The sequence below is a fragment of the Virgibacillus dakarensis genome (assembly GCF_900155625.1).
GTDB lineage: Bacteria > Bacillota > Bacilli > Bacillales > Amphibacillaceae > Lentibacillus_C > Lentibacillus_C populi.
The window spans coordinates 1,058,064-1,078,170 of record NZ_LT732554.1 but is presented as its reverse complement, the minus strand read 5'-3'; the positions used below and the strand labels follow the sequence as shown (position 1 = coordinate 1,078,170).

At 42.3% G+C, this 20,107-nt stretch carries 12 protein-coding genes, 4 tRNA genes, 3 rRNA genes and 1 pseudogene; 4 read left to right on the top strand and 16 right to left on the bottom strand.

Features of this window, described 5'->3' with window-relative positions:
* Positions 1-198: 198 nt before the first annotated feature.
* The 3 genes and pseudogenes from CZ382_RS14995 to CZ382_RS14985 all read right to left on the bottom strand — a co-directional run.
* Positions 199-312: pseudogene (locus tag CZ382_RS14995) on the bottom strand (flagellin); the annotation flags it as partial.
* Positions 313-662: 350 nt separating this feature from the next.
* A complete protein-coding gene (locus tag CZ382_RS14990; protein WP_088051983.1) occupies positions 663-1,664 on the bottom strand; it encodes a flagellin N-terminal helical domain-containing protein in 1,002 nt (333 codons plus the stop codon).
* 81 nt (positions 1,665-1,745) lie between these two features.
* Positions 1,746-1,931, bottom strand: a complete 186-nt coding sequence (locus CZ382_RS14985) for a carbon storage regulator (protein WP_088051981.1) — start codon at positions 1,929-1,931, stop codon at positions 1,746-1,748.
* A 245-nt stretch (positions 1,932-2,176) separates the two neighbouring features.
* On the opposite strand from CZ382_RS14985, the gene CZ382_RS14980 reads away from it, so the two are divergent.
* Positions 2,177-3,199, top strand: coding sequence for a Gfo/Idh/MocA family protein (locus CZ382_RS14980; RefSeq protein WP_088051980.1), 1,023 nt, complete (start codon positions 2,177-2,179; stop codon positions 3,197-3,199).
* Positions 3,200-3,443: 244 nt separating this feature from the next.
* Positions 3,444-4,397, top strand: a complete 954-nt coding sequence (locus CZ382_RS14975; protein WP_088051979.1) for a nucleoside hydrolase — start codon at positions 3,444-3,446, stop codon at positions 4,395-4,397.
* A gap of 483 nt (positions 4,398-4,880) precedes the next feature.
* Here the strand turns inward: CZ382_RS14975 and CZ382_RS14965 are convergent, their stop codons facing one another.
* The 9 genes from CZ382_RS14965 to CZ382_RS14920 all read right to left on the bottom strand — a co-directional run bounded on the left by CZ382_RS14965 (position 4,881) and on the right by CZ382_RS14920 (position 14,141).
* Entirely contained in the window at positions 4,881-5,783 is a 903-nt protein-coding gene (locus CZ382_RS14965; RefSeq protein ID WP_230856193.1) for an endonuclease/exonuclease/phosphatase family protein, read from the bottom strand.
* Between the two features lie 1,260 nt (positions 5,784-7,043).
* A tRNA-Thr gene (locus CZ382_RS14955) sits at positions 7,044-7,116 on the bottom strand.
* Positions 7,117-7,123: 7 nt separating this feature from the next.
* Positions 7,124-7,198, bottom strand: a tRNA-Asn gene (locus CZ382_RS14950).
* Between the two features lie 57 nt (positions 7,199-7,255).
* Positions 7,256-7,371 (bottom strand): 5S ribosomal RNA (gene rrf, locus CZ382_RS14945).
* Positions 7,372-7,454: 83 nt separating this feature from the next.
* A 23S ribosomal RNA gene (locus CZ382_RS14940) occupies positions 7,455-10,911 on the bottom strand.
* A gap of 79 nt (positions 10,912-10,990) precedes the next feature.
* A tRNA-Ala gene (locus CZ382_RS14935) sits at positions 10,991-11,063 on the bottom strand.
* Positions 11,064-11,079: 16 nt separating this feature from the next.
* A tRNA-Ile gene (locus tag CZ382_RS14930) sits at positions 11,080-11,156 on the bottom strand.
* 105 nt (positions 11,157-11,261) lie between these two features.
* Positions 11,262-12,824, bottom strand: a 16S ribosomal RNA gene (locus tag CZ382_RS14925).
* Together the 16S, 23S and 5S rRNA genes with 4 tRNA genes alongside form the textbook arrangement of a ribosomal RNA operon.
* A gap of 1,095 nt (positions 12,825-13,919) precedes the next feature.
* Positions 13,920-14,141 carry a hypothetical protein gene (locus tag CZ382_RS14920; RefSeq protein ID WP_088051975.1) on the bottom strand — a complete coding sequence of 74 codons (222 nt, stop codon included), beginning with the start codon at positions 14,139-14,141 and terminating at the stop codon, positions 13,920-13,922.
* Positions 14,142-14,452: 311 nt separating this feature from the next.
* On the opposite strand from CZ382_RS14920, the gene pdaB reads away from it, so the two are divergent.
* Entirely contained in the window at positions 14,453-15,214 is a 762-nt protein-coding gene (gene pdaB / locus CZ382_RS14915) for a polysaccharide deacetylase family sporulation protein PdaB (protein WP_088051974.1), read from the top strand.
* A gap of 72 nt (positions 15,215-15,286) precedes the next feature.
* Here pdaB and CZ382_RS14910 read toward each other — a convergent pair whose 3' ends face one another.
* Positions 15,287-15,967 (bottom strand): KinB-signaling pathway activation protein, encoded by a 681-nt coding sequence (locus CZ382_RS14910; protein WP_088051973.1) that lies wholly within the window; start codon positions 15,965-15,967, stop codon positions 15,287-15,289.
* A 167-nt stretch (positions 15,968-16,134) separates the two neighbouring features.
* Between CZ382_RS14910 and gerD the strand changes: the two genes are divergently transcribed.
* Positions 16,135-16,740 (top strand): spore germination lipoprotein GerD, encoded by a 606-nt coding sequence (gene gerD / locus CZ382_RS14905; RefSeq protein WP_088051972.1) that lies wholly within the window; start codon positions 16,135-16,137, stop codon positions 16,738-16,740.
* Positions 16,741-16,811: 71 nt separating this feature from the next.
* On the opposite strand, the gene CZ382_RS14900 is transcribed toward gerD, so the two are convergent.
* The 3 genes from CZ382_RS14900 to CZ382_RS14890 form a co-directional block, all read right to left on the bottom strand.
* The gene (locus tag CZ382_RS14900) at positions 16,812-17,882 is read right to left on the bottom strand and encodes an Mrp/NBP35 family ATP-binding protein (RefSeq protein WP_250889888.1); all 1,071 of its coding nucleotides are present in this window, start codon (positions 17,880-17,882) and stop codon (positions 16,812-16,814) included.
* A 127-nt stretch (positions 17,883-18,009) separates the two neighbouring features.
* Positions 18,010-18,918, bottom strand: a complete 909-nt coding sequence (locus CZ382_RS14895) for an Rpn family recombination-promoting nuclease/putative transposase (RefSeq protein ID WP_235000445.1) — start codon at positions 18,916-18,918, stop codon at positions 18,010-18,012.
* 195 nt (positions 18,919-19,113) lie between these two features.
* Entirely contained in the window at positions 19,114-19,980 is an 867-nt protein-coding gene (locus tag CZ382_RS14890) for a helix-turn-helix domain-containing protein (protein WP_088051971.1), read from the bottom strand.
* Positions 19,981-20,107 lie beyond the last annotated feature (127 nt).

Here is a 20,107-nt window from a genome sequence, read left to right as displayed (position 1 = left end):
TCCATCATCATTTTAGTCGCTATAACAAGCTATGCTTTAATCTAAATCAGCTCTACCAGTAGGTATTAATAAATTCATAGATTGCCTTTCGTTTCTGCTGTCTTTATTGTACTTCCTCCACTTTACTATTTTAAGATTTTTAGAAATGCAAAAAGACTCCAGCTTCCAAATAGCCAGAGTCTATTGTATAAACAACAATTAGCGAAGCAATTGTAAAACGCCCTGTGGCTGCTGGTTTGCTTGAGCCAACATTGCTTGTGCCGCCTGAGTTAGGATGTTGTTCTTTGTGAACTCCATCATCTCTTTCGCCATCGTGCGAACATTTACTTTCATAAATGACTAGACTATATCTTCACCCTCTAGCATCTAGTAGGGGTCGGGCACTTCGGTTGCTGACAGATTTTGCGGCGCTGTCAGATCCCTACGGATTTCATCACCATATCTTCTTGGGGGTTAGGTGGTCTATCCTAGTCGTTGGACCTTCGCCAGGCTTTCGCCACAGGCGCTTGGCTGCTGATTGCCCAAATCTTTCTTCTTTTCGACCCTTCACGTTTGCTGTTTCCAGCTGCGTTGTGGGGAAGAAAGTTCTATAGGGTTTTCCAGCAATTCACCCGATCATAATCACTAACCGTTACCAGTTAGGACGACTGTGACTGTCGCTGCTAAGCGGCAGCTAAGTCATAATCAACGTCACGAATACGTGATTCTGCAGCAGTTAGGTTTTCTGCAGATGCGCCTAGGTTGTTAATTGTATGTTCTAGGCGGTTTTGTACTGCACCAAGTTTAGATCGTTCTGCTGAGACCGTATCAATCGCTGTTTGAAACTTAGTGATTGCAGCATCTGCTGTTTCTTGAGTTGAAATATCGATGCTTCCATAAGCATCACCATCTGCTAATTTTAATTCAACTGCACCGTCTTTAAATTTAAATGTTGCAGGCTCTGCTGCCACAGGATTTCCATCGGTGTCTTCTCCTCCGGGAGTCCCTGGCTTATCAACTTCCACATCAGAAATCGAATAATATTTACCCTCTACCTCAACAGCAACTACGGATTCACCATTTTTAAGTACTTTTCCAGTAAACTCCTCGCCACCTATAACTAGTTCAGGCTTTTCGCCATCGCCAGCAGCCTCAATAGTATCTTCTGTTAGTTTACCTTCAACACCTAAAGCATTAGCCCCCATTGCAGCAACATCAATTTTTAAGTTTTGACCTTCGTTTGCACCAATATGAAAAGTTGCTTTAAAATTACCATCTAATAATTTTTGCGTATTAAATTCTGTATTGTCAGCAATCCGAGTCAACTCTTCAGCCAATTGATTTGCTTCTTTTTGAAGCTCAGCACGGTCTGTATCTGTATTCGTGTCGTTTGAAGACTGTACTGCTAATTCACGCATTCTTTGTAAGATAGAATGTGTTTCATTCAAAGCACCTTCAGCAGTTTGAATCAGAGAAATACCGTCTTGAGCGTTTTTAGACGCCATTTCCAACCCGCGAATCTGCCCACGCATTTTTTCAGAGATTGCCAAACCTGCTGCATCGTCGCCAGCTTTGTTGATCTTAAGACCTGAAGAAAGCTTCTCCAAAGAATTTTGTACTGCACCATTGTTTGCACTTAATTGACGATGTGTGTTAAGTGCCGCAATGTTGTGATTGATAATCATAATCAATCTACCTCCTTGTTTAATTGTTTTACTAGCAAGACCTATCCTTGTGACTTGCTAGAGTTTATAATATCCCCTAGATTAGGAGCTACTACCGTCATAAACCTCTCCACGAACAACTTTAAATTCCTGTGGAGCTGTGATTCGCAGTCTGAGAGCATTTTTAATGTTCCCCTCTGCTTTCATCACTTCAATCTCAATTTCCCTGCCGTGTTCATCTATGATAAACACTTTTTCACCGGCTTTTCTTCCTAACGTTAATGCCATGGCACAATCATCCTCCCTGATGATACATTACTTATATCGGCATAATAGAAAAATGTTTAAATGTATATGATGAGATTTTTTTGTTTATTTAATTGAAATGTTCCTGATTATGACATAAACAAATTGAAACAAAAAGGATTCGTGACTGATATAGCGAATATTATATATGGGATTTTTAATTGTGCAGATTTAATTAGGTCATCCGGTGATGGAGAAGTACTAACTAAAACGAAAGTGTGATACATGTGAAAATCGGAATTATTGGAGGCGGATTTGGGCTAAGGGTACAAGCCCAAATTATCGAAACACACCCAGCTATAGAGGTAACTGCTGTCAGCACTATTACACGTCATCAGCTTCCAAAGGAATTAAACAACTGGAATAACCCTCCGAAACATTACAAAGATTGGAAGGAAATGCTGGCTCGGGAAGAGCTGGATATTTGTTTCGTCAGCTCCCTACCAATCCACCATTATGAGATGGTGCGCTATGCATTGTTAAAAAGGATACATGTTGTATGCGAGAAGCCCTTTACCATGAATAGCCGGGAATCTCAGGCATTAGTGGAGCTCTCCAAAGAATGTCAGACCGAGGTATTCGTTGATTTTGAATGGAGATACTTGCCTGTTCGTCAAAAGATAAAAAAGCTGATCCAGGAAAACAAAATTGGCGAGCCCCTTCATTATGAATATCATATAACCAGTCCGCAATATGTAAGACTCTCTTCCAACATAATTGGCTGGATGGGGCGCAAGGAAAATTTCGGCGGGATGCTAGGAGCTCTTGGGTCTCACATGATTGATTGCATCAGATGGCTGTCAGGCGATGAAATGACGGAAATGAACGGATTTGTCCATACCCATGTCCCACAAGGTGCAGGAGAGACAAGGAACGCAGATGATGCATTTTTCATCCATGGAAAAACAACTCGTCATGCCACTTTCTCTATTCAATTATTATCCGGCATAACACATGGGTTTGGCACTTCTTTACGAATATATGGCAGTGCCGGAACAATCACGCTAACTGGTGATAAACAATTATGCTATGGAAAAGCCAATGAACAATTGATTGTAGTCGACGCACCAGCAGCTAATGAAATACCATCGCATTTATCAACAGAGGCCAGTGCTTATTATCCCGCGTTTTTTCCGTTCATTGACAAGGTTTATGAATACATTGCTTATCACAATTTGGATCCAGACCTGCCATTAATTGAGGATGGACATGAAAATCAACGGTTGTTAGACAAGGTATTGGCAATGTAAAAACTTCAAAATTCGCCGCTGAAATCCATAGCTATTCTTTTAAATACATTGATAAGACCGTACGACAAATGGAAAGGGTTCTGTTTAGTTTGTATAAAAAAGATTTATCGTTTTAGGTTCTGGTTCTGGAACACATTAGCGAGACAACTACATTTAACCATTTTCCGCTCTTTTGAAGACGTTCTTCGGACAAACATACAAGCATGCCTGTCTTTTTTTCATAAGCTAAGTTGGGGTGAAAAAAATGACAAAAATAATCTTATTTGCCGATACAGGTATAGACGATACCATTGCATTGACTTACGCGCTGAAGAATCCTGAGATAGATCTGATTGGTGTTGTAAGTGGCTACGGTAACGTCGATCGGGAAAAAACGTTTAGGAATGTCGAGTACTTATTGGAACTGGCAGGCCGTACAGATATTCCTGTTATTGCTGGTGCCACTCGTCCCCTGAGTGGTGAAGAACCTGTCTTTTTTCCTGAAGTTCATGGAATAGAAGGACTGGGGCCGATCGATCCGCCAATTCCAGAGGAACGCTATGCAAATCGGACGAATTTCAGTAAATTGTTCCAGTTGATCAAGGAAAACCGGAATGAGGTAATAATCGTTAATGTCGGACGATGTACCTCTCTGGCCATCGCCCATTATTTAAGTCCCGAAGTGATGGAAGATGTAAAAGCAACCTATGTAATGGGTGGGGCATTCCTCGAACCTGGCAATGCGTCTGAAGTAGCAGAAGCAAACTTTTTCGGTGATCCAATTGCCGCTGATTACGTTTGTCAAAATCTAGTTAACCTAACGATCGTTCCTTTAAACGTGACAAAGAATGCTATATTGACCCCAGGGATTGTCAATCTCATCGATACTCGTGCAGATTCACCTTTAGAAAAGATAATCAAACCGATCTTAGATTTCTATTATGAATATTATCAACAACGAGATCCAAGTATAACCGGAACACCACAACACGATTTGGCCGCTTTGATGGCAGCTCTCGACATCAATGGTTTGTATGGGTACAAAAAGCGAGAGGTTAGAGTGAGGCACAAAGGTGACATTGCGTACGGGGAAAGTATCGCTGACTTCCGGCCAGAGTCGAGTAATTGTTTTGGACCAAATTGTGCACGTATTGCCCTGGAAATTGATCAAGATATCTTTGTCTCGAACGTTCTTGAAATCTTAACAAATAATAGGTGAACTGGCTTCTGTGAGTGAACTTAAAGAATTAAATGCTGGGGTGAGCGCCTTGCTCACTCCTTATTAAACCCGGACATCTAATTGTTTATATTGGCGATGTAATAATACCCACGGCCGAAATCGATCAAATCGTTTAAGGCTAAATGGATTTTGTTTTAAGATCTTTGTTTGATTATTAATACCTTCAATTGTTTAGATCAAATCCAAAACTGTTCATGATTTCTTTCTGCCCGTTCTGCAGCGTCCATTTGATTTTTTCAAACTCTGTCACACCAGATGCCCTTACAAGGTCATAAAATTCGTGAAAATGTTCTTTCGATACACTCATATTATCTAGGCCATTAACCTTTACAACTGAACTGATAAAGAAATGGTAGAATTCCGACATGAAGTCAAAAAAGACCGGTACAAGCTAGTCCACCTGTACCAATCTTAAGAGCACCTGTTTCTTCCGTTAATTGGAGACTTTACTATTATATGTATCTAGTGTGACATTGTCATATTCGCTATAACCGGATAATGATCGCTTGGGAATTGACCATTTTTACGATAATTTAAGATTTCAATTGAGTGTCCGGAAATACCACCTTTGGCAAGAATCCAATCAATTCGGTTTTCCGGACCACCGCCATTCGGATCTTCAAAACCATTGGCAGTTCCAAGGTCAGCATTTATTTTAACCTCGGCAGCTTCCCACAAATCATCAAATGCTCCCTCACTTGTTAAGGTTTGGTGTGGAACACTTTCAGGACCCGCATTGAAATCCCCCGTTAATACTATTGGAAGTCCCGAATCAAACTCATTTACTTTTTCTAAAATTAATTCCGCACTCTTTTCTCTAGCATTTGCAGATTCATGGTCAAAATGAGTGTTCACCACATAGAATTTTTGCTTACTTTTTTTATCGACGAATTTTGCCCATGTAACCATACGTGTTATTGAATTTCCCCATGTTTTGGAACCTACCACATTTGGTGTATCTGATAACCAAAAGTGATCATATTCTAAAGGGGTATAACGTTTTTCGTTATAAAAAATTGCCGAGTATTCACCCTTGCTTCCGCCTTCACGCCCTAAACCAATCCATTCATATTTTGGTAAACTACCTTCCAAATCTTTCAACTGTTGATATAGAACTTCCTGCGTCCCAAAAATGCCCGGTTTTTCTTTACGTATGAGCTTTTTTATGGCAGGAAGTCTTTCAGCCCAAGTATGTGGGGAAGGGTCGCTGTCATTTAAATATCGCAAATTATATGTCATCACCTTTAAACCGACATCTAAATCTGCCCCAGATGTTTTCCCTGAAGCTGAAACAGTTGATGCCTTTGCAGAAAAACTTCCTATCACCATTGTTACAATTACAAGAATTAAAACAGGTTTATACACTTTGCGCAAGATAATTCCCTCCTTGTATGTATTACAAATAAGTATAGCAGAACTCTGTTAACAAGTTATTAAGGGTATGTTTAATTTTCGTAAAGCAGCATAAGCAAAGATATTTAATCGGGTTATGCCATCAAATTCAGTCAAAATCAATCAAAAAAGCAAACGTTTTCTTGAGGATGTATGTAGTCCTAGTTTTGCAGCACATTTTCCAAATAGGTAAGTCTGAAGCATTGTCGCTATGATATTGCCTGGTGTTTTTCATTTTATTTTTGTCATATTATTGGCGGTTAAAGCAGTATTAATCTGGTTTTTATGGTTAATCGTGGTATAGCACTTACATTAGATTCTAAAGAAATATATGATGAATTTTAAAAAGATGAACTTCTTCAATATTTAAAAATAATGATGTATAACCCTTGTCATAAGTGCATTTTACAAGGATAAGTAAAAAAATTTAGGATGCACCAAAAATGGATGATTCTACACTACAACTTTTTGACAAAGTGAAACGGCCATAATCCCAATCATAACAAGGGGTACAGCCGTTCTTTTACTCACTTTACTGCAGAAGTCAAGATAATAACATCAAATTCAGTCATAAACAACCAAAAAGCAAACGTTTTCTTTTGGGTATATGTAGTCGGTTCTCCTAAAAGTTTTGTTTCCAATCTGAAGTGAAAGATGAATTTCTGTTTTTGATTTATATAGCACCACTTTTTACACATTTTGTCATAGTTTAGTAAGGAGATAAAAAGGCTTTTCATCATTTTGTTCATTTTGTATCTTTTTAAACTATTGTTCTAAATCAATATCTTTATCGTTTAACATTTGTAATACCTTAACGATTCGATCTTGCTGAATGTGATTGTCAATATCTTTTACTAGACCAAACCCCGGAATTACACCGCTTATAAGAGTTATAGCATAATCAATACCTTCTTACCATCTGTGTTGGTCAAACTTTTTAGGAGAAATAAAAAATTTTAGGAGCGGCCAAAGGGTGATTTACACTACAACTTTTTGACAAACAAAAACAGCCAAAGAACCAGTAATCATAGGGGTTCAAGGCTGTTTTTACTTCATTTTAACTGCAAAAGTCAGGTTTTAAAATAGAAAAATTACAAAGCAAGATGAACCATCAAAAAATCAATGAAAAACAAGCTTCTGCCGTTAGAATGTCGGCGAATTAGTAAAAATCGAAGAATAAAGCGACTCCCGGAATCATCAGGGGAATCTCTTTACATCAAGGTTTAAAGGCAAAGCTTCCAAGCAGACTCGAACTGCTGACCCCTTCCTTACCATGGAAGTGCTCTACCTGCTGAGCTATGGAAGCATAAAAATGGCTCCACAGGTAGGATTCGAACCTACGACCGATCGGTTAACAGCCGATAGCTCTACCACTGAGCTACTGTGGAACAATCAGAAATATTTATTTTAGTTTAACAACTAACAGAATATTATACAAAAAATTTGCCTGGCGGCGTCCTACTCTTGCAGGGGCAATGCCCCAACTACCATCGGCGCTGGAGAGCTTAACTGCTGTGTTCGGCATGGGAACAGGTGTGACCTCTCCGCTATTGCTACCAGACATATTATTTGTGGTATAACTTTTTTTATACCTTAAAAACTAAATAAGAGATCCACAAACAACGAAATCAGATTAGATGGGTTATAGTTAAGTCCTCGATCGATTAGTATCCGTCAGCTCCACGTGTCACCACGCTTCCACCTCGGACCTATCTACCTCATCGTCTCTGAGGGATCTTACCTTCCAGAGGTCAGATGTCAGAAACCGGAGGTCGGATTCATTCATCCTGAACCTTCCCAGCCAAAGCTTTTTCTCTGACTTCTGGCTTCTGAACTCTGACCTCTGGAAGTGGGAAGTCTCATCTTGAGGGTGGCTTCATGCTTAGATGCTTTCAGCACTTATCCTTGCCACACGTAGCTACCCAGCTATGCTCCTGGCGGAACAACTGGTACACCAGCGGTGTGTCCATCCCGGTCCTCTCGTACTAAGGACAGCTCCTCTCAAACTTCCAGCGCCCACGACGGATAGGGACCGAACTGTCTCACGACGTTCTGAACCCAGCTCGCGTACCGCTTTAATGGGCGAACAGCCCAACCCTTGGGACCGACTACAGCCCCAGGATGCGATGAGCCGACATCGAGGTGCCAAACCTCCCCGTCGATGTGAACTCTTGGGGGAGATAAGCCTGTTATCCCCGGGGTAGCTTTTATCCGTTGAGCGATGGCCCTTCCATGCGGAACCACCGGATCACTAAGCCCGACTTTCGTCCCTGCTCGACTTGTAGGTCTCGCAGTCAAGCTCCCTTCTGCCTTTACACGCTACGAATGATTTCCAACCATTCTGAGGGAACCTTTGGGCGCCTCCGTTACCTTTTAGGAGGCGACCGCCCCAGTCAAACTGCCCGCCTGACACTGTCTCCGAACCGGATGACGGTCCTGGGTTAGAATGTCCGTACAGCCAGGGTGGTATCCCACGGGTGCCTCCACCGAAGCTGGCGCTCCGGGTTCTAAGGCTCCCACCTATCCTGTACAAGCTGTACCAACATGCAATATCAGGCTACAGTAAAGCTCCACGGGGTCTTTCCGTCCTGTCGCGGGTAATGCGCATCTTCACGCATCGTATAATTTCACCGGGTCTCTCGTTGAGACAGTGCCCAAGTCGTTGCACCTTTCGTGCGGGTCGGAACTTACCCGACAAGGAATTTCGCTACCTTAGGACCGTTATAGTTACGGCCGCCGTTTACTGGGGCTTCGGTTCTGCGCTTCGCACCCGAAGGTACTAACGCTTCCCCTTAACCTTCCAGCACCGGGCAGGTGTCAGCCCCTATACTTCGCCTTTCGGCTTCGCAGAGACCTGTGTTTTTGCTAAACAGTCGCTTGGGCCTATTCACTGCGGCTCCATGTAAATGAAGCACCCCTTCTCCCGAAGTTACGGGGTCATTTTGCCGAGTTCCTTAACGAGAGTTCTCCCGATCACCTTAGGATTCTCTCCTCGCCTACCTGTGTCGGTTTGCGGTACGGGCACCTGTGACCTCGCTAGAGGGTTTTCTTGGCAGTGTGAAATCAGGAACTTCGCTACTCATGTTCACTCCCCATCACAGCTTGAGATTGCTGAACGGATTTGCCTATCCAGCTCTCTTACTGCTTGGGCGCACACATCCATCGGTGCGCTTTCCTTATCCTACTGCGTCTCCCCATCGCTACATAACGGTCATGAGGTGGTACAGGAATATCTGCCTGTTGTCCATCGCCTACGCCTTTCGGCCTCGGCTTAGGTCCCGACTAACCCTGAGCGGACGAGCCTTCCTCAGGAAACCTTAGGCATTCGGTGAAAGAGATTCTCACTCTTTTTTCGCTACTCATACCGGCATTCTCACTTCCAAGCGCTCCACCAGTCCTCACGGTCTGACTTCGCAGCACTTGGAACGCTCTCCTACCATCACAGAAGTCAGATATCAGAAACCAGATGTCAGATTTACTTTAAACCCATTTTTGGATCATTGAATAAAGTTGCTTTCCTAAATCATCATACTGGTTAAACAATTCCTCGAAAGTCTCATTGTTGATATATTGAAGATCCTTAGATAATTCTAATAAAACCTTTACCTCATCTTTAGACCCCTGTGCTATCAACAAAAACCTTTTAAAATCAGCAATCGTACTTTTCTTACCATACCCTTCAGCAATATTTACGGGTATGGAAGTAGCTGCTCTTCTTAATTGACTTCCAAGTTCATACTTTTCGAAGTCTGGAAATTCTAGGGTGATTTGATGAACTTGTAACGCAAGCCGATAAGAGATTTTATAAACTCTTAATTCTTGGTAACTTTTTATCATCTTCTATTCACTCTCTTTTTCCGACTTCCGGCCTCTGATATCTGACCTCTGGATCCGCAGCTTCGGTGATACGTTTAGCCCCGGTATATTTTCGGCGCAGTGTCACTCGACCAGTGAGCTATTACGCACTCTTTAAATGATGGCTGCTTCTAAGCCAACATCCTGGTTGTCTGGGCAACGCCACATCCTTTTCCACTTAACGTATACTTGGGGACCTTAGCTGGCGGTCTGGGCTGTTTCCCTTTCGACTATGAACCTTATCACCCATAGTCTGACTCCCAAGGGGAAGTAGCTGGCATTCGGAGTTTGACTGAATTCGGTAACCCGGTGAGGGCCCCTAGTCCAATCAGTGCTCTACCTCCAGTACTCGCTATCCTTGAGGCTAGCCCTAAAGCTATTTCGGAGAGAACCAGCTATCTCCGTGTTCGATTGGCATTTCACCCCTACCCACACCTCATCCCCGCATTTTTCAACATACGTGGGTTCGGGCCTCCAGTCAGTGTTACCTGACCTTCACCCTGGACATGGGTAGATCACACGGTTTCGGGTCTACGACCGCATACTCATTCGCCCTGTTCAGACTCGCTTTCGCTGCGGCTCCGTGTCTTCCACTTAACCTTGCATACGATCGTAACTCGCCGGTCCATTCTACAAAAGGTACGCCGTCACACATCAATGTGCTCCGACTACTTGTAAGCGCACGGTTTCAGGTTCTCTTTCACTCCCCTCCCGGGGTGCTTTTCACCTTTCCCTCACGGTACTGGTTCACTATCGGTCACTAGGGAGTATTTAGCCTTGGGAGATGGTCCTCCCGGATTCCGACGGAATTCCACGTGTTCCGCCGTACTCAGGATCCACTCCGGAGGAAATGCCTTTTCAACTACAGGGCTCTTACCTGCTTTGGCTGATCGTTCCAGATCGATTCGTCTAACACATTTCTTGATAACTCCTGGTGGAGTGTCCTACAACCCCAAAAGGCAAGCCTTTTGGTTTGGGCTGTTTCCGTTTCGCTCGCCGCTACTCAGGAAATCGCGTTTGCTTTCTCTTCCTCCGGGTACTGAGATGTTTCAGTTCCCCGGGTCTGCCTCCTGTATCCTATGTATTCAGATACAGGTACTGCTCCATTACGAGCAGTGGGTTCCCCCATTCGGAAATCCCCGGATCGCAGTCTACTTACGACTCCCCGAGGCATATCGGTGTTAGTCCCGTCCTTCTTCGGCTCCTAGTGCCAAGGCATCCACCGTGCGCCCTTCTTCACTTAACTATTTTCTAAGCTCTAAAAACGCTATTACGTTTGATGTCGTTGTTTGTCTTTCTCTTATTTAGTTTTCAAGGTACAAAAATGGAGCCTAGCGGGATCGAACCGCTGACCTCCTGCGTGCAAAGCAGGCGCTCTCCCAGCTGAGCTAAGGCCCCGTGACTCTCTTATAGATGGTGGGCCTGAGTGGACTCGAACCACCGACCTCACGCTTATCAGGCGTGCGCTCTAACCAGCTGAGCTACAGGCCCATCCATATGTTATATAGAAAGAGAAATTACTCTCTCAAAACTGAACTAAACAACCCAGTATGGCTTATGAAAGATGACTCTTTCACGTTCCGTAGTTATCCTTAGAAAGGAGGTGATCCAGCCGCACCTTCCGATACGGCTACCTTGTTACGACTTCACCCCAATCATTGGCCCCACCTTCGGCGGCTGGCTCCAAATGGTTACCTCACCGACTTCGGGTGTTGCCAACTCTCGTGGTGTGACGGGCGGTGTGTACAAGGCCCGGGAACGTATTCACCGCGGCATGCTGATCCGCGATTACTAGCGATTCCGGCTTCATGCAGGCGAGTTGCAGCCTGCAATCCGAACTGGGAATGGTTTTATGGGATTTGCTTCACCTTGCGGCTTCGCTGCCCTTTGTTCCATCCATTGTAGCACGTGTGTAGCCCAGGTCATAAGGGGCATGATGATTTGACGTCATCCCCACCTTCCTCCGGTTTGTCACCGGCAGTCACCTTAGAGTGCCCAACTGAATGCTGGCAACTAAGATCAAGGGTTGCGCTCGTTGCGGGACTTAACCCAACATCTCACGACACGAGCTGACGACAACCATGCACCACCTGTCTCTCTGTCCCCGAAGGGAACACGCTATCTCTAGCGCTAGCAGAGGATGTCAAGACCTGGTAAGGTTCTTCGCGTTGCTTCGAATTAAACCACATGCTCCACCGCTTGTGCGGGCCCCCGTCAATTCTTTTGAGTTTCAGCCTTGCGGCCGTACTCCCCAGGCGGAGTGCTTAATGCGTTAACTTCAGCACTAAGGGGCGGAAACCCCCTAACACCTAGCACTCATCGTTTACGGCGTGGACTACCAGGGTATCTAATCCTGTTCGCTCCCCACGCTTTCGCACCTCAGCGTCAGTTACAGACCAGAGAGTCGCCTTCGCCACTGGTGTTCCTCCACATCTCTACGCATTTCACCGCTACACGTGGAATTCCACTCTCCTCTTCTGCACTCAAGTCCTCCAGTTTCCAATGACCGCTCGCGGTTGAGCCGCGAGATTTCACATCAGACTTAAAAGACCGCCTGCGCGCGCTTTACGCCCAATAATTCCGGACAACGCTTGCCCCCTACGTATTACCGCGGCTGCTGGCACGTAGTTAGCCGGGGCTTTCTGGTGAGGTACCGTCACGGTACCGCCCTCTTCGAACGGTACTTGTTCTTCCCTCACAACAGAGTTTTACGATCCGAAAACCTTCATCACTCACGCGGCGTTGCTCCGTCAGACTTTCGTCCATTGCGGAAGATTCCCTACTGCTGCCTCCCGTAGGAGTCTGGGCCGTGTCTCAGTCCCAGTGTGGCCGATCACCCTCTCAGGTCGGCTACGCATCGTTGCCTTGGTAGGCCGTTACCCTACCAACTAGCTAATGCGCCGCGGGCCCATCTGTAAGCGATAGCCGAAGCCATCTTTCAACTTCTCCCCACGCGAGAAAAAGTATTATCCGGTATTAGCCCCGGTTTCCCGGAGTTATCCCGATCTTACAGGCAGGTTGCCCACGTGTTACTCACCCGTCCGCCGCTCGTTCCACTAGCGTCCTCCCGAAGGATTCAGCTTGCTTCCCGCGCTCGACTTGCATGTATTAGGCACGCCGCCAGCGTTCGTCCTGAGCCAAGATCAAACTCTCCAAAAAAGTTTGCAATAAGATTAACACCAATTAATCTTATGAAATGTCTTAGCTTCAAAAATTGATTTCAGGGCTCTAGTCCTCCATCCAAATCAAATGATCCGACTTCTGACCTAACCTCTGACATCCGTTACATACTGGTTGTTTTGTTCAGTTTTCAAAGAGCAATTTTTCTTATGTCGTTTTTAGCGACAAGATATAGTCTATCAGGGTTATTCAAAAAAGTCAATAGGTTTTTTAAAAATAATTTTTATAAAGACTAAAGACTCCATAATGAACGACCTGACAACAAGAAATAATATAGCATATATTTTACTTTATTTCAACAAATTACGAGAAAAATTTATAAGATCTTTCTTAATCACCCCACAAAGGTGTCAAGTCTTTTTTTTAATCGACTACGGATTATAAAATAAAACGGACAATAGCATACTTCACTATTGCCTCAACCAATCTTGTTTATCAAGTTTTAAAGAAACCAAGATTCCCACTTCAATATTCAAGGCCTGTCTCTGAAATCCCATTGGTTTAACTAACATCTGCATGAGGCAGGTAAAACTGCCTCCTCACCCTCCAAAGAAAATGAGTTAGTACCACTTAGCTGAATTAACCATCCTATACGTTCTCAAGAAACTGTGAACAATGTGTTATATATTTCAGACATGCGGCACTAGCTGTCGATACAGTTATTCCTAATTCATTAAAGAAGAAAAATTTCACGTATTTCCTTTAAGAGGATGTTCAAAAAAGCCAACCAAATGATAAGCAGCGACCCCGGACGATTACTTGTTTCTCCGCTCCTTCGCGAATATTAGCTCTTTTCCTGCGTACGATGTGAACTCGGGGAAGCTTTCCTTTTCCTTTGTGCTCACGTATCCAGGAGACCCCCCACATAAATCTTCAGTAGTCAACAGCAGACCGCTGCTTGGCGAATATTCCCACTTACCCAGTGTACGATACATACTCGGGGGAGTTTCCCTTTGTACTCTAACTAAGCTGTCTTAACCTTCTTAGAACGTACAAGAGGTGTTAATGTCGAGGTTAACTATTAGCGTGGTGTCCTTAGTCGGCCTGCTAATTTTGCGGCTTTTGAACGTCACTTTATTCATTCTTTGTTCGCTTCGGCATGTACTTTAGGCATTCCTGTTCACTTGCTACACGCCGGAACAATTGAAAAAGGATTCGGTACCGTTCCCGCATTGCCCGCTTCACTAAATGATCAATCCGATGATCCTCCAAATCCATTAATAACTCTTCCAATTCCCGTTTCAGTAAATATTCCACTTCTTTTTGTTCTATATCATTAATTAATAATCCTAACATTGCTTCCACCTCAAACCTTCATCTGCTAATCTGTTAACTAACTCGTTTTAGTATTGCCTATTTGTATTTCATCGCTTTTAAGTAAACGTACAGTACCACATTCATTCGTAAACAATATCGAATTTTGTCGGTTGTTCTGCTTTTATTTTATGTACATGATTGGTCTCTCCCTAATCGACTACACCTTCTTTTTCACTGCCTTTTATGCTCTAGCATGTCCCGTTAGCTGTGTTTTATCCATCCAATAGCTTGTTCTATATTGGTCCATCCCATTCATAAACTTAGAATAAAGAAATTTTAGGAGGATGGAGATGGAGCACTTTTACACATTACGATTAAATAAAGGTAAACGTTGGATGGTCGTTATCTTACTTGCCTTGTTTACCGCATTAATTTTGTGGTTTGAACGCGACGGTGCATTTTCTGTTTTTTCCGCTGAAGAAGAGCCTACAGCTTTAACGAAAGGTAATAAGGACGAGGCTAATATTGCATTAACCTTTAATATTAGCTGGGGGGAAGAAAAGGTATTTGATATTTTGAAGCGCCTGAAACAAGAAAATGTACAAGCAACCTTCTTTGTAAGTGGTGAATGGGCGGAGCGGCATCCGGAAATAGTCGAAAAAATTACCGATGGTGAACATGAACTTGGCATGCTTGGATACCGTTATAAGAGCTATTTGGAGCAGGAAACGGACCAAGTAAAAAAGGACTTGCTGCATGCGAAAGAGGTGTTTGGCAAGCTCGGTTACAAAGATATCAACCTTGTCCGGCCACCAAGCGGACAGTTCAACGAAGAAATCATCACATTAGCAGAGAACCTCGGCCTTCACGTGATTCATTGGAATGTAAACCCAAATGACTGGAAAAACCCTGGAACAGACGCCATTACAGATTTCGTGATGAAAGAAACATCAAACGGCGACATTATTTTAATGCACGCATCCGATTCCATTAAGCAAACAAACGAAGCTTTAAAGACTATTCTACCCGGGTTGAAAAATAAGGGCTTCCAATTCGTTACCATTTCCGAGCTCATTAATCAAGCCCATGCAAAGTCTGAACTGGTCGAATGATTCATTCGCCTGGAATAAAAAACGAAGGCCTGCCATTTCCCGCATCGGCCTTCGTTTTTTATGTCCTTGCAATCACATCCAATAGTTATGCTTTTTAGTACCCTTATTTTTGCTTACTGCGGAGGAACCTTTTTTGCGTTGTGCAGGTTTTGCTGCTTGTCCTGGATCTGGCTTATTAATCCGATGCAGAATAAGCAACTGGTACGTGTTACAAACTAATAATGGCACAATCATTAACCACGCATACTCCGTTCCACTTGTCCTGAGACCTGGTACCCATTCGACTGTTGTCATGACTACCATGAGAAACAATGCCGGAATAAATGCCCGCTGGTTCGTTTCTCTCGCCTTTATTTTTGCAATAATCCAGCCATATATAAGTATTCCTGCGGCTATCAACATAGATACAAGAAGTGACCCCTCGCCATCTGATGCACTATATGGAAAATAGACCAAATCAAAAATAACAAATGCAATTAACAACACCTGGACTGTTGGCCAAAATGACCGGAATATCCCCAATCCAAACCGGTTAATAAACAAATAGGCAAAAAAGCCGGTTTGACTGACAAGACTAAACACAAAGCCAAGGCCGATAAAAAAGACTAGCACACCTAACAAATCATAGAAATCAAACGGGTTTAACCATTTTGTATAGGAAGCTGTTTTTACAAAAAAGCTCGTAACAAGTCCTGCAGCACCACCAAGTGCCAATGTTGTAAAAAACAGTCTTACCCATTTACGACTATTCAATCCAAAATCCTCCTGCCATTCGTGCTATGTATTTCAAGCATATTTTTCATGAAATTAACATTCAATGGTATTTTATCACGAACCAATGCTTTTTTCCTTCATAAGGTGCATATTTCTCTCTTTTCTTCCTCATATTAAATATATGTAAGGGAAGGAGGATTAAAAAAATGCTTCGGGCAATTTTTATTTCCTTTACTGGGCTAACATTCATGATGATGTCCGCATGTGGTAATCAAAACGCAACAGCTGACCAAGCCGATTATGATACAACGAAAAAGATGGTTGTTGATATATTACAGACCGAAGATGGAAAAAAGGCACTTACTGAAATAATGGCCGACGAAAAGATGAAGCAGCAGCTGATCATGCAGGATGATGCTGTGAAAAAGGCAGTAAATCAAGCACTTGTCTCTGAACAGGGAAAAGAGGTTTGGACGAAATTATTTCAGGATCCGGAATTTGTTCAAAGCTTTACAAAATCCATCGGCGAAGAACAAAAAAAGCTTGTTAAGGATTTAATGAACGATCCAGGTTTTCAAAAGCAACTTCTGGAACTTCTAAATAATCCGGAAGTATCTAAGCAAATGCTGGAAGTAATGAAAAGCCAGCAATTTCGTTCCCATTTAGAAGACACCATCAATGAAACCTTACAAACACCAACATTCCAAGCAAAAATGGCAGAAACCCTATTAAAAGCTGCTGAGGAGCAAGGGAAACAGAAACAAGGAGATAAATCAAAGGATAAAGGTGGTTCCGGGGGCGGAGAATCCTAAAGTAACAAAGAGTAAGCTAAATGAGTTTTACCATTTTAACGTAAAAGAGGTGACAGCAGCCACCTCTTATTTTAACCTTCTATTTTTGCAATAACTTTCGCAGCGATCTTATGATATTCTTTTCCAATTGGATGATCTTCCTGATATACAGATGGGGCGAAAACATCCTCTTCCTCATACGGTTGTTGCAGTGGCAGCTGACCAAGTACTTGTGTTTTCAGTACTTCTGCCAATTTTTTACCGCCGCCCCGGCCAAAGACATACTCTTTCTCACCTGTTTTCTCACTTTCAAAATAAGCCATATTTTCCACTACACCTAAAATTTCATGGTTTGTTTTCACGGCCATTTGTCCAGCCCGAGCCGCTACAAACGCAGCTGTTGGATGTGGAGTCGTAACAATGACTTCTTTACAGGTTGGGAGCAATTCATGAACATCCATTGCAATATCACCAGTACCTGGTGGCAGGTCAAGCAGTAAATAGTCAAGCTCGCCCCATTCCACTTCCTTGAAAAAGCTGTTTAACATTTTGCCGAGCATTGGGCCACGCCAAATGATTGGGGAGTTATCCTCAACAAAAAAGCCCATCGAAATGACTTTAACCCCCATCCGTTCAACAGGATAAATTTTTTCATTGCGTACAACCGGACGTGTTTCCACACCCATCATATCTGGTATACTGAACCCATAAATATCGGCGTCGATTATGCCAACCTTTTTCCCAAGGCGCATTAAAGCAATAGCAAGGTTAACCGTAACAGTTGACTTTCCTACGCCACCTTTACCACTGGAAACAGCGATAAATTTCGTATTCGTATTTCCGCCCATAAGTGATGCTTCTTGTTCTTTTTCCACGGCTGGCTGATACTTTTGAATAACTTCATCAGGTAATTTTTCAAAGCGCAATCCAACTGTTGTCGCGCCGTTTTTCTTTAAAATACCAACAATTTGCTGCTGTAGTTGCATTTGTTCAGCAGTATTTGTTTTGCCGATCGCAACTTTAACACTGACATGTTTTTTATCTTCCTTTATCGTAACCTCTTTTACACCAGCTGTTTCTTCCAGTGTTTTATGTAAAAAAGGATCCTTAACTGGGTTAAGTAATTGAATAACTTCATCCTTTGAAAGCACGTAAATCACCATCCCTTTTCTAGCATCGACAGGATTTGCAAGCGCCTGCACAAATCCATCATCCACAGCTAGTATAACATAAATCAGGTAAAATCTAAGTGATTTGAATCATGGACTGGTGAATTAGTAAGGACATTCATTAACCTTCGTCCAGCCTCTTCCTCATTTCCCTTACTTTCATCACACTTAAGCCTGCTATATCAGCAATAAGGTCGTCTGCTAATCGTTTTTTCAACATTTGCATTACCATTTGTTCTTTTCCCCGTTGAATCCCTATTTCCATTCCTTCCTCTCTTCCTTCTTCTCTATAGGAATTAGGCAATTCCAGTATGCGATCCGCTTCTTCTTCAGGCAGTTTTTCAATTTCCTTTCGCATTTTTTCTTCTTCCTCTCTGCTTAATTTCAGATATGTTTCAAAAAAGCCATAAATGAGTTCCATTTTTGCTGGATTTAGCTCCATCCGGCTTAACATACGCAGAAATTCCATTTTTATCTGGACACGTTCATGTTCTTGATAACCCATTTTACTAAGAAGTGCTGCTGCCACGGGATTGTCACTTCTGATATATTCTCGCCAATTTAGTTTTATCAAATGAAGTTGTAAGTATTGGAATTGAAGTACAATCAATGTAGGAAAATGCATGTTAAATTCGGTTGATACTTCTTTGGAATTATTATAACTGAAAACACCAATGGGGAGAATGGGTTTACGATGTTTTTCATAGAGGCGAGAACAATAGATAAACATTCGTTCATGGAATTCTTCTTGATAATAGGATTGTGGCTCAATGTGAATGAGAACTATTTTATCCTCACCTTTTAAATTCACCTCAGCCAGGATATCAATTCTGCGTTTTTCACCTTTTACGATATCTGTGAATACTTCCTGTTCTAGAAATTTTACAGTCGAATAGTTAATGTACGCATGCTCTTTTGGAAAAAATACTTCCATGAATTCTTTGAAAAAAGCCTGAATTAATTCCTTGAACAAGCGATCATGATCAACGTAAGCGGCTTTTCTTTCGAGGACTATTGTGGATGCTTCCAACTGGGCACAACCTTTCTGAATTTTGGTATTTCATATAGTTCCATTTTACCAGTGATGTTGTTTAACGGCAATGGATATGGTTCAGTCGGATCCTGCATCTTAACACATCCTTATCGGACAAACCTCCCCATAATTGGTCTTTAACACTTTAGCAACTGAGAAGGAATGACCCGAAGCACAAACCAAGGATGTTGCTCAAACTAGGTGTGAACGAATAACTGTCAAATCCTCCTCCGCTTTTTTGAGATAGTCTGCTAACTCTTCAATCGTAAAGACAGAAATCGCCTGTAACATGTATTTCTCGGCCAAAACAAAATCACTCATTTTTTCATAAGTCTTTCCCAGCATGTGAAAAGTTCGACCCCTCATATAAAATAAATGATTATTTTTAAGATAGCTGATTAATTGATTGGCGAGGATTATAACCTGCTCATAATCTTTCAAATAAAAGAGTTGGGAAGCATAATTATAAACCACACGAACATATAGTGTTTGATCGTCAAGATCTGTAATATTTTTGATCTCCATATATGCTTTCTTAAAATAATGAAGTGCTTCGTCAGTTTCTTCTGATGACGCACAAATTAAACCTAAAGTATTTGCCATTGCGATTTCAGTTTCTAGTACATATTTATCTGGTAAAGATTTTAACAGTATTTCTTTTGCTTGTTTTGAACAACGATTTAACTTGTGAAGAATAATCGCTTCATGCCAGACAATAAATAAGTGGTCTAGATAATTATTCATATTACTGGTCTCTTCCTTAAGTTTCCTCAGATCTTCGGAGAGTTTGTCATAATTTTTGTCATATACATGTTTTCTGCAACGTTGTTTTAATGAAATAATTGATATACGTTCATCATCTTTTTGTTCATCAAAAAGCACTGACATCGGAATATTTAATCTTATGCATAGCTGCTCCACGGTATACATACTTGGGAGAACATTTCCCTTCTCTATTCGAAACAAAGTGGATTCATTGCAAATACCATCAACAAGCTCGTTCCGGGAAAGCCCCCTTTTTAAGCGGTATTGAAGAATATTTTCACCAACAGTCCCCATTTATATTGTCCCCCTTCAAAAGAACTATGCAAAGATGCATATACAAAAACAATACATACGTATTATAATTTATATTAGACAATTATATTTTATCAAAAAATTCACGGTCCTTCTGGTATTAAAATCA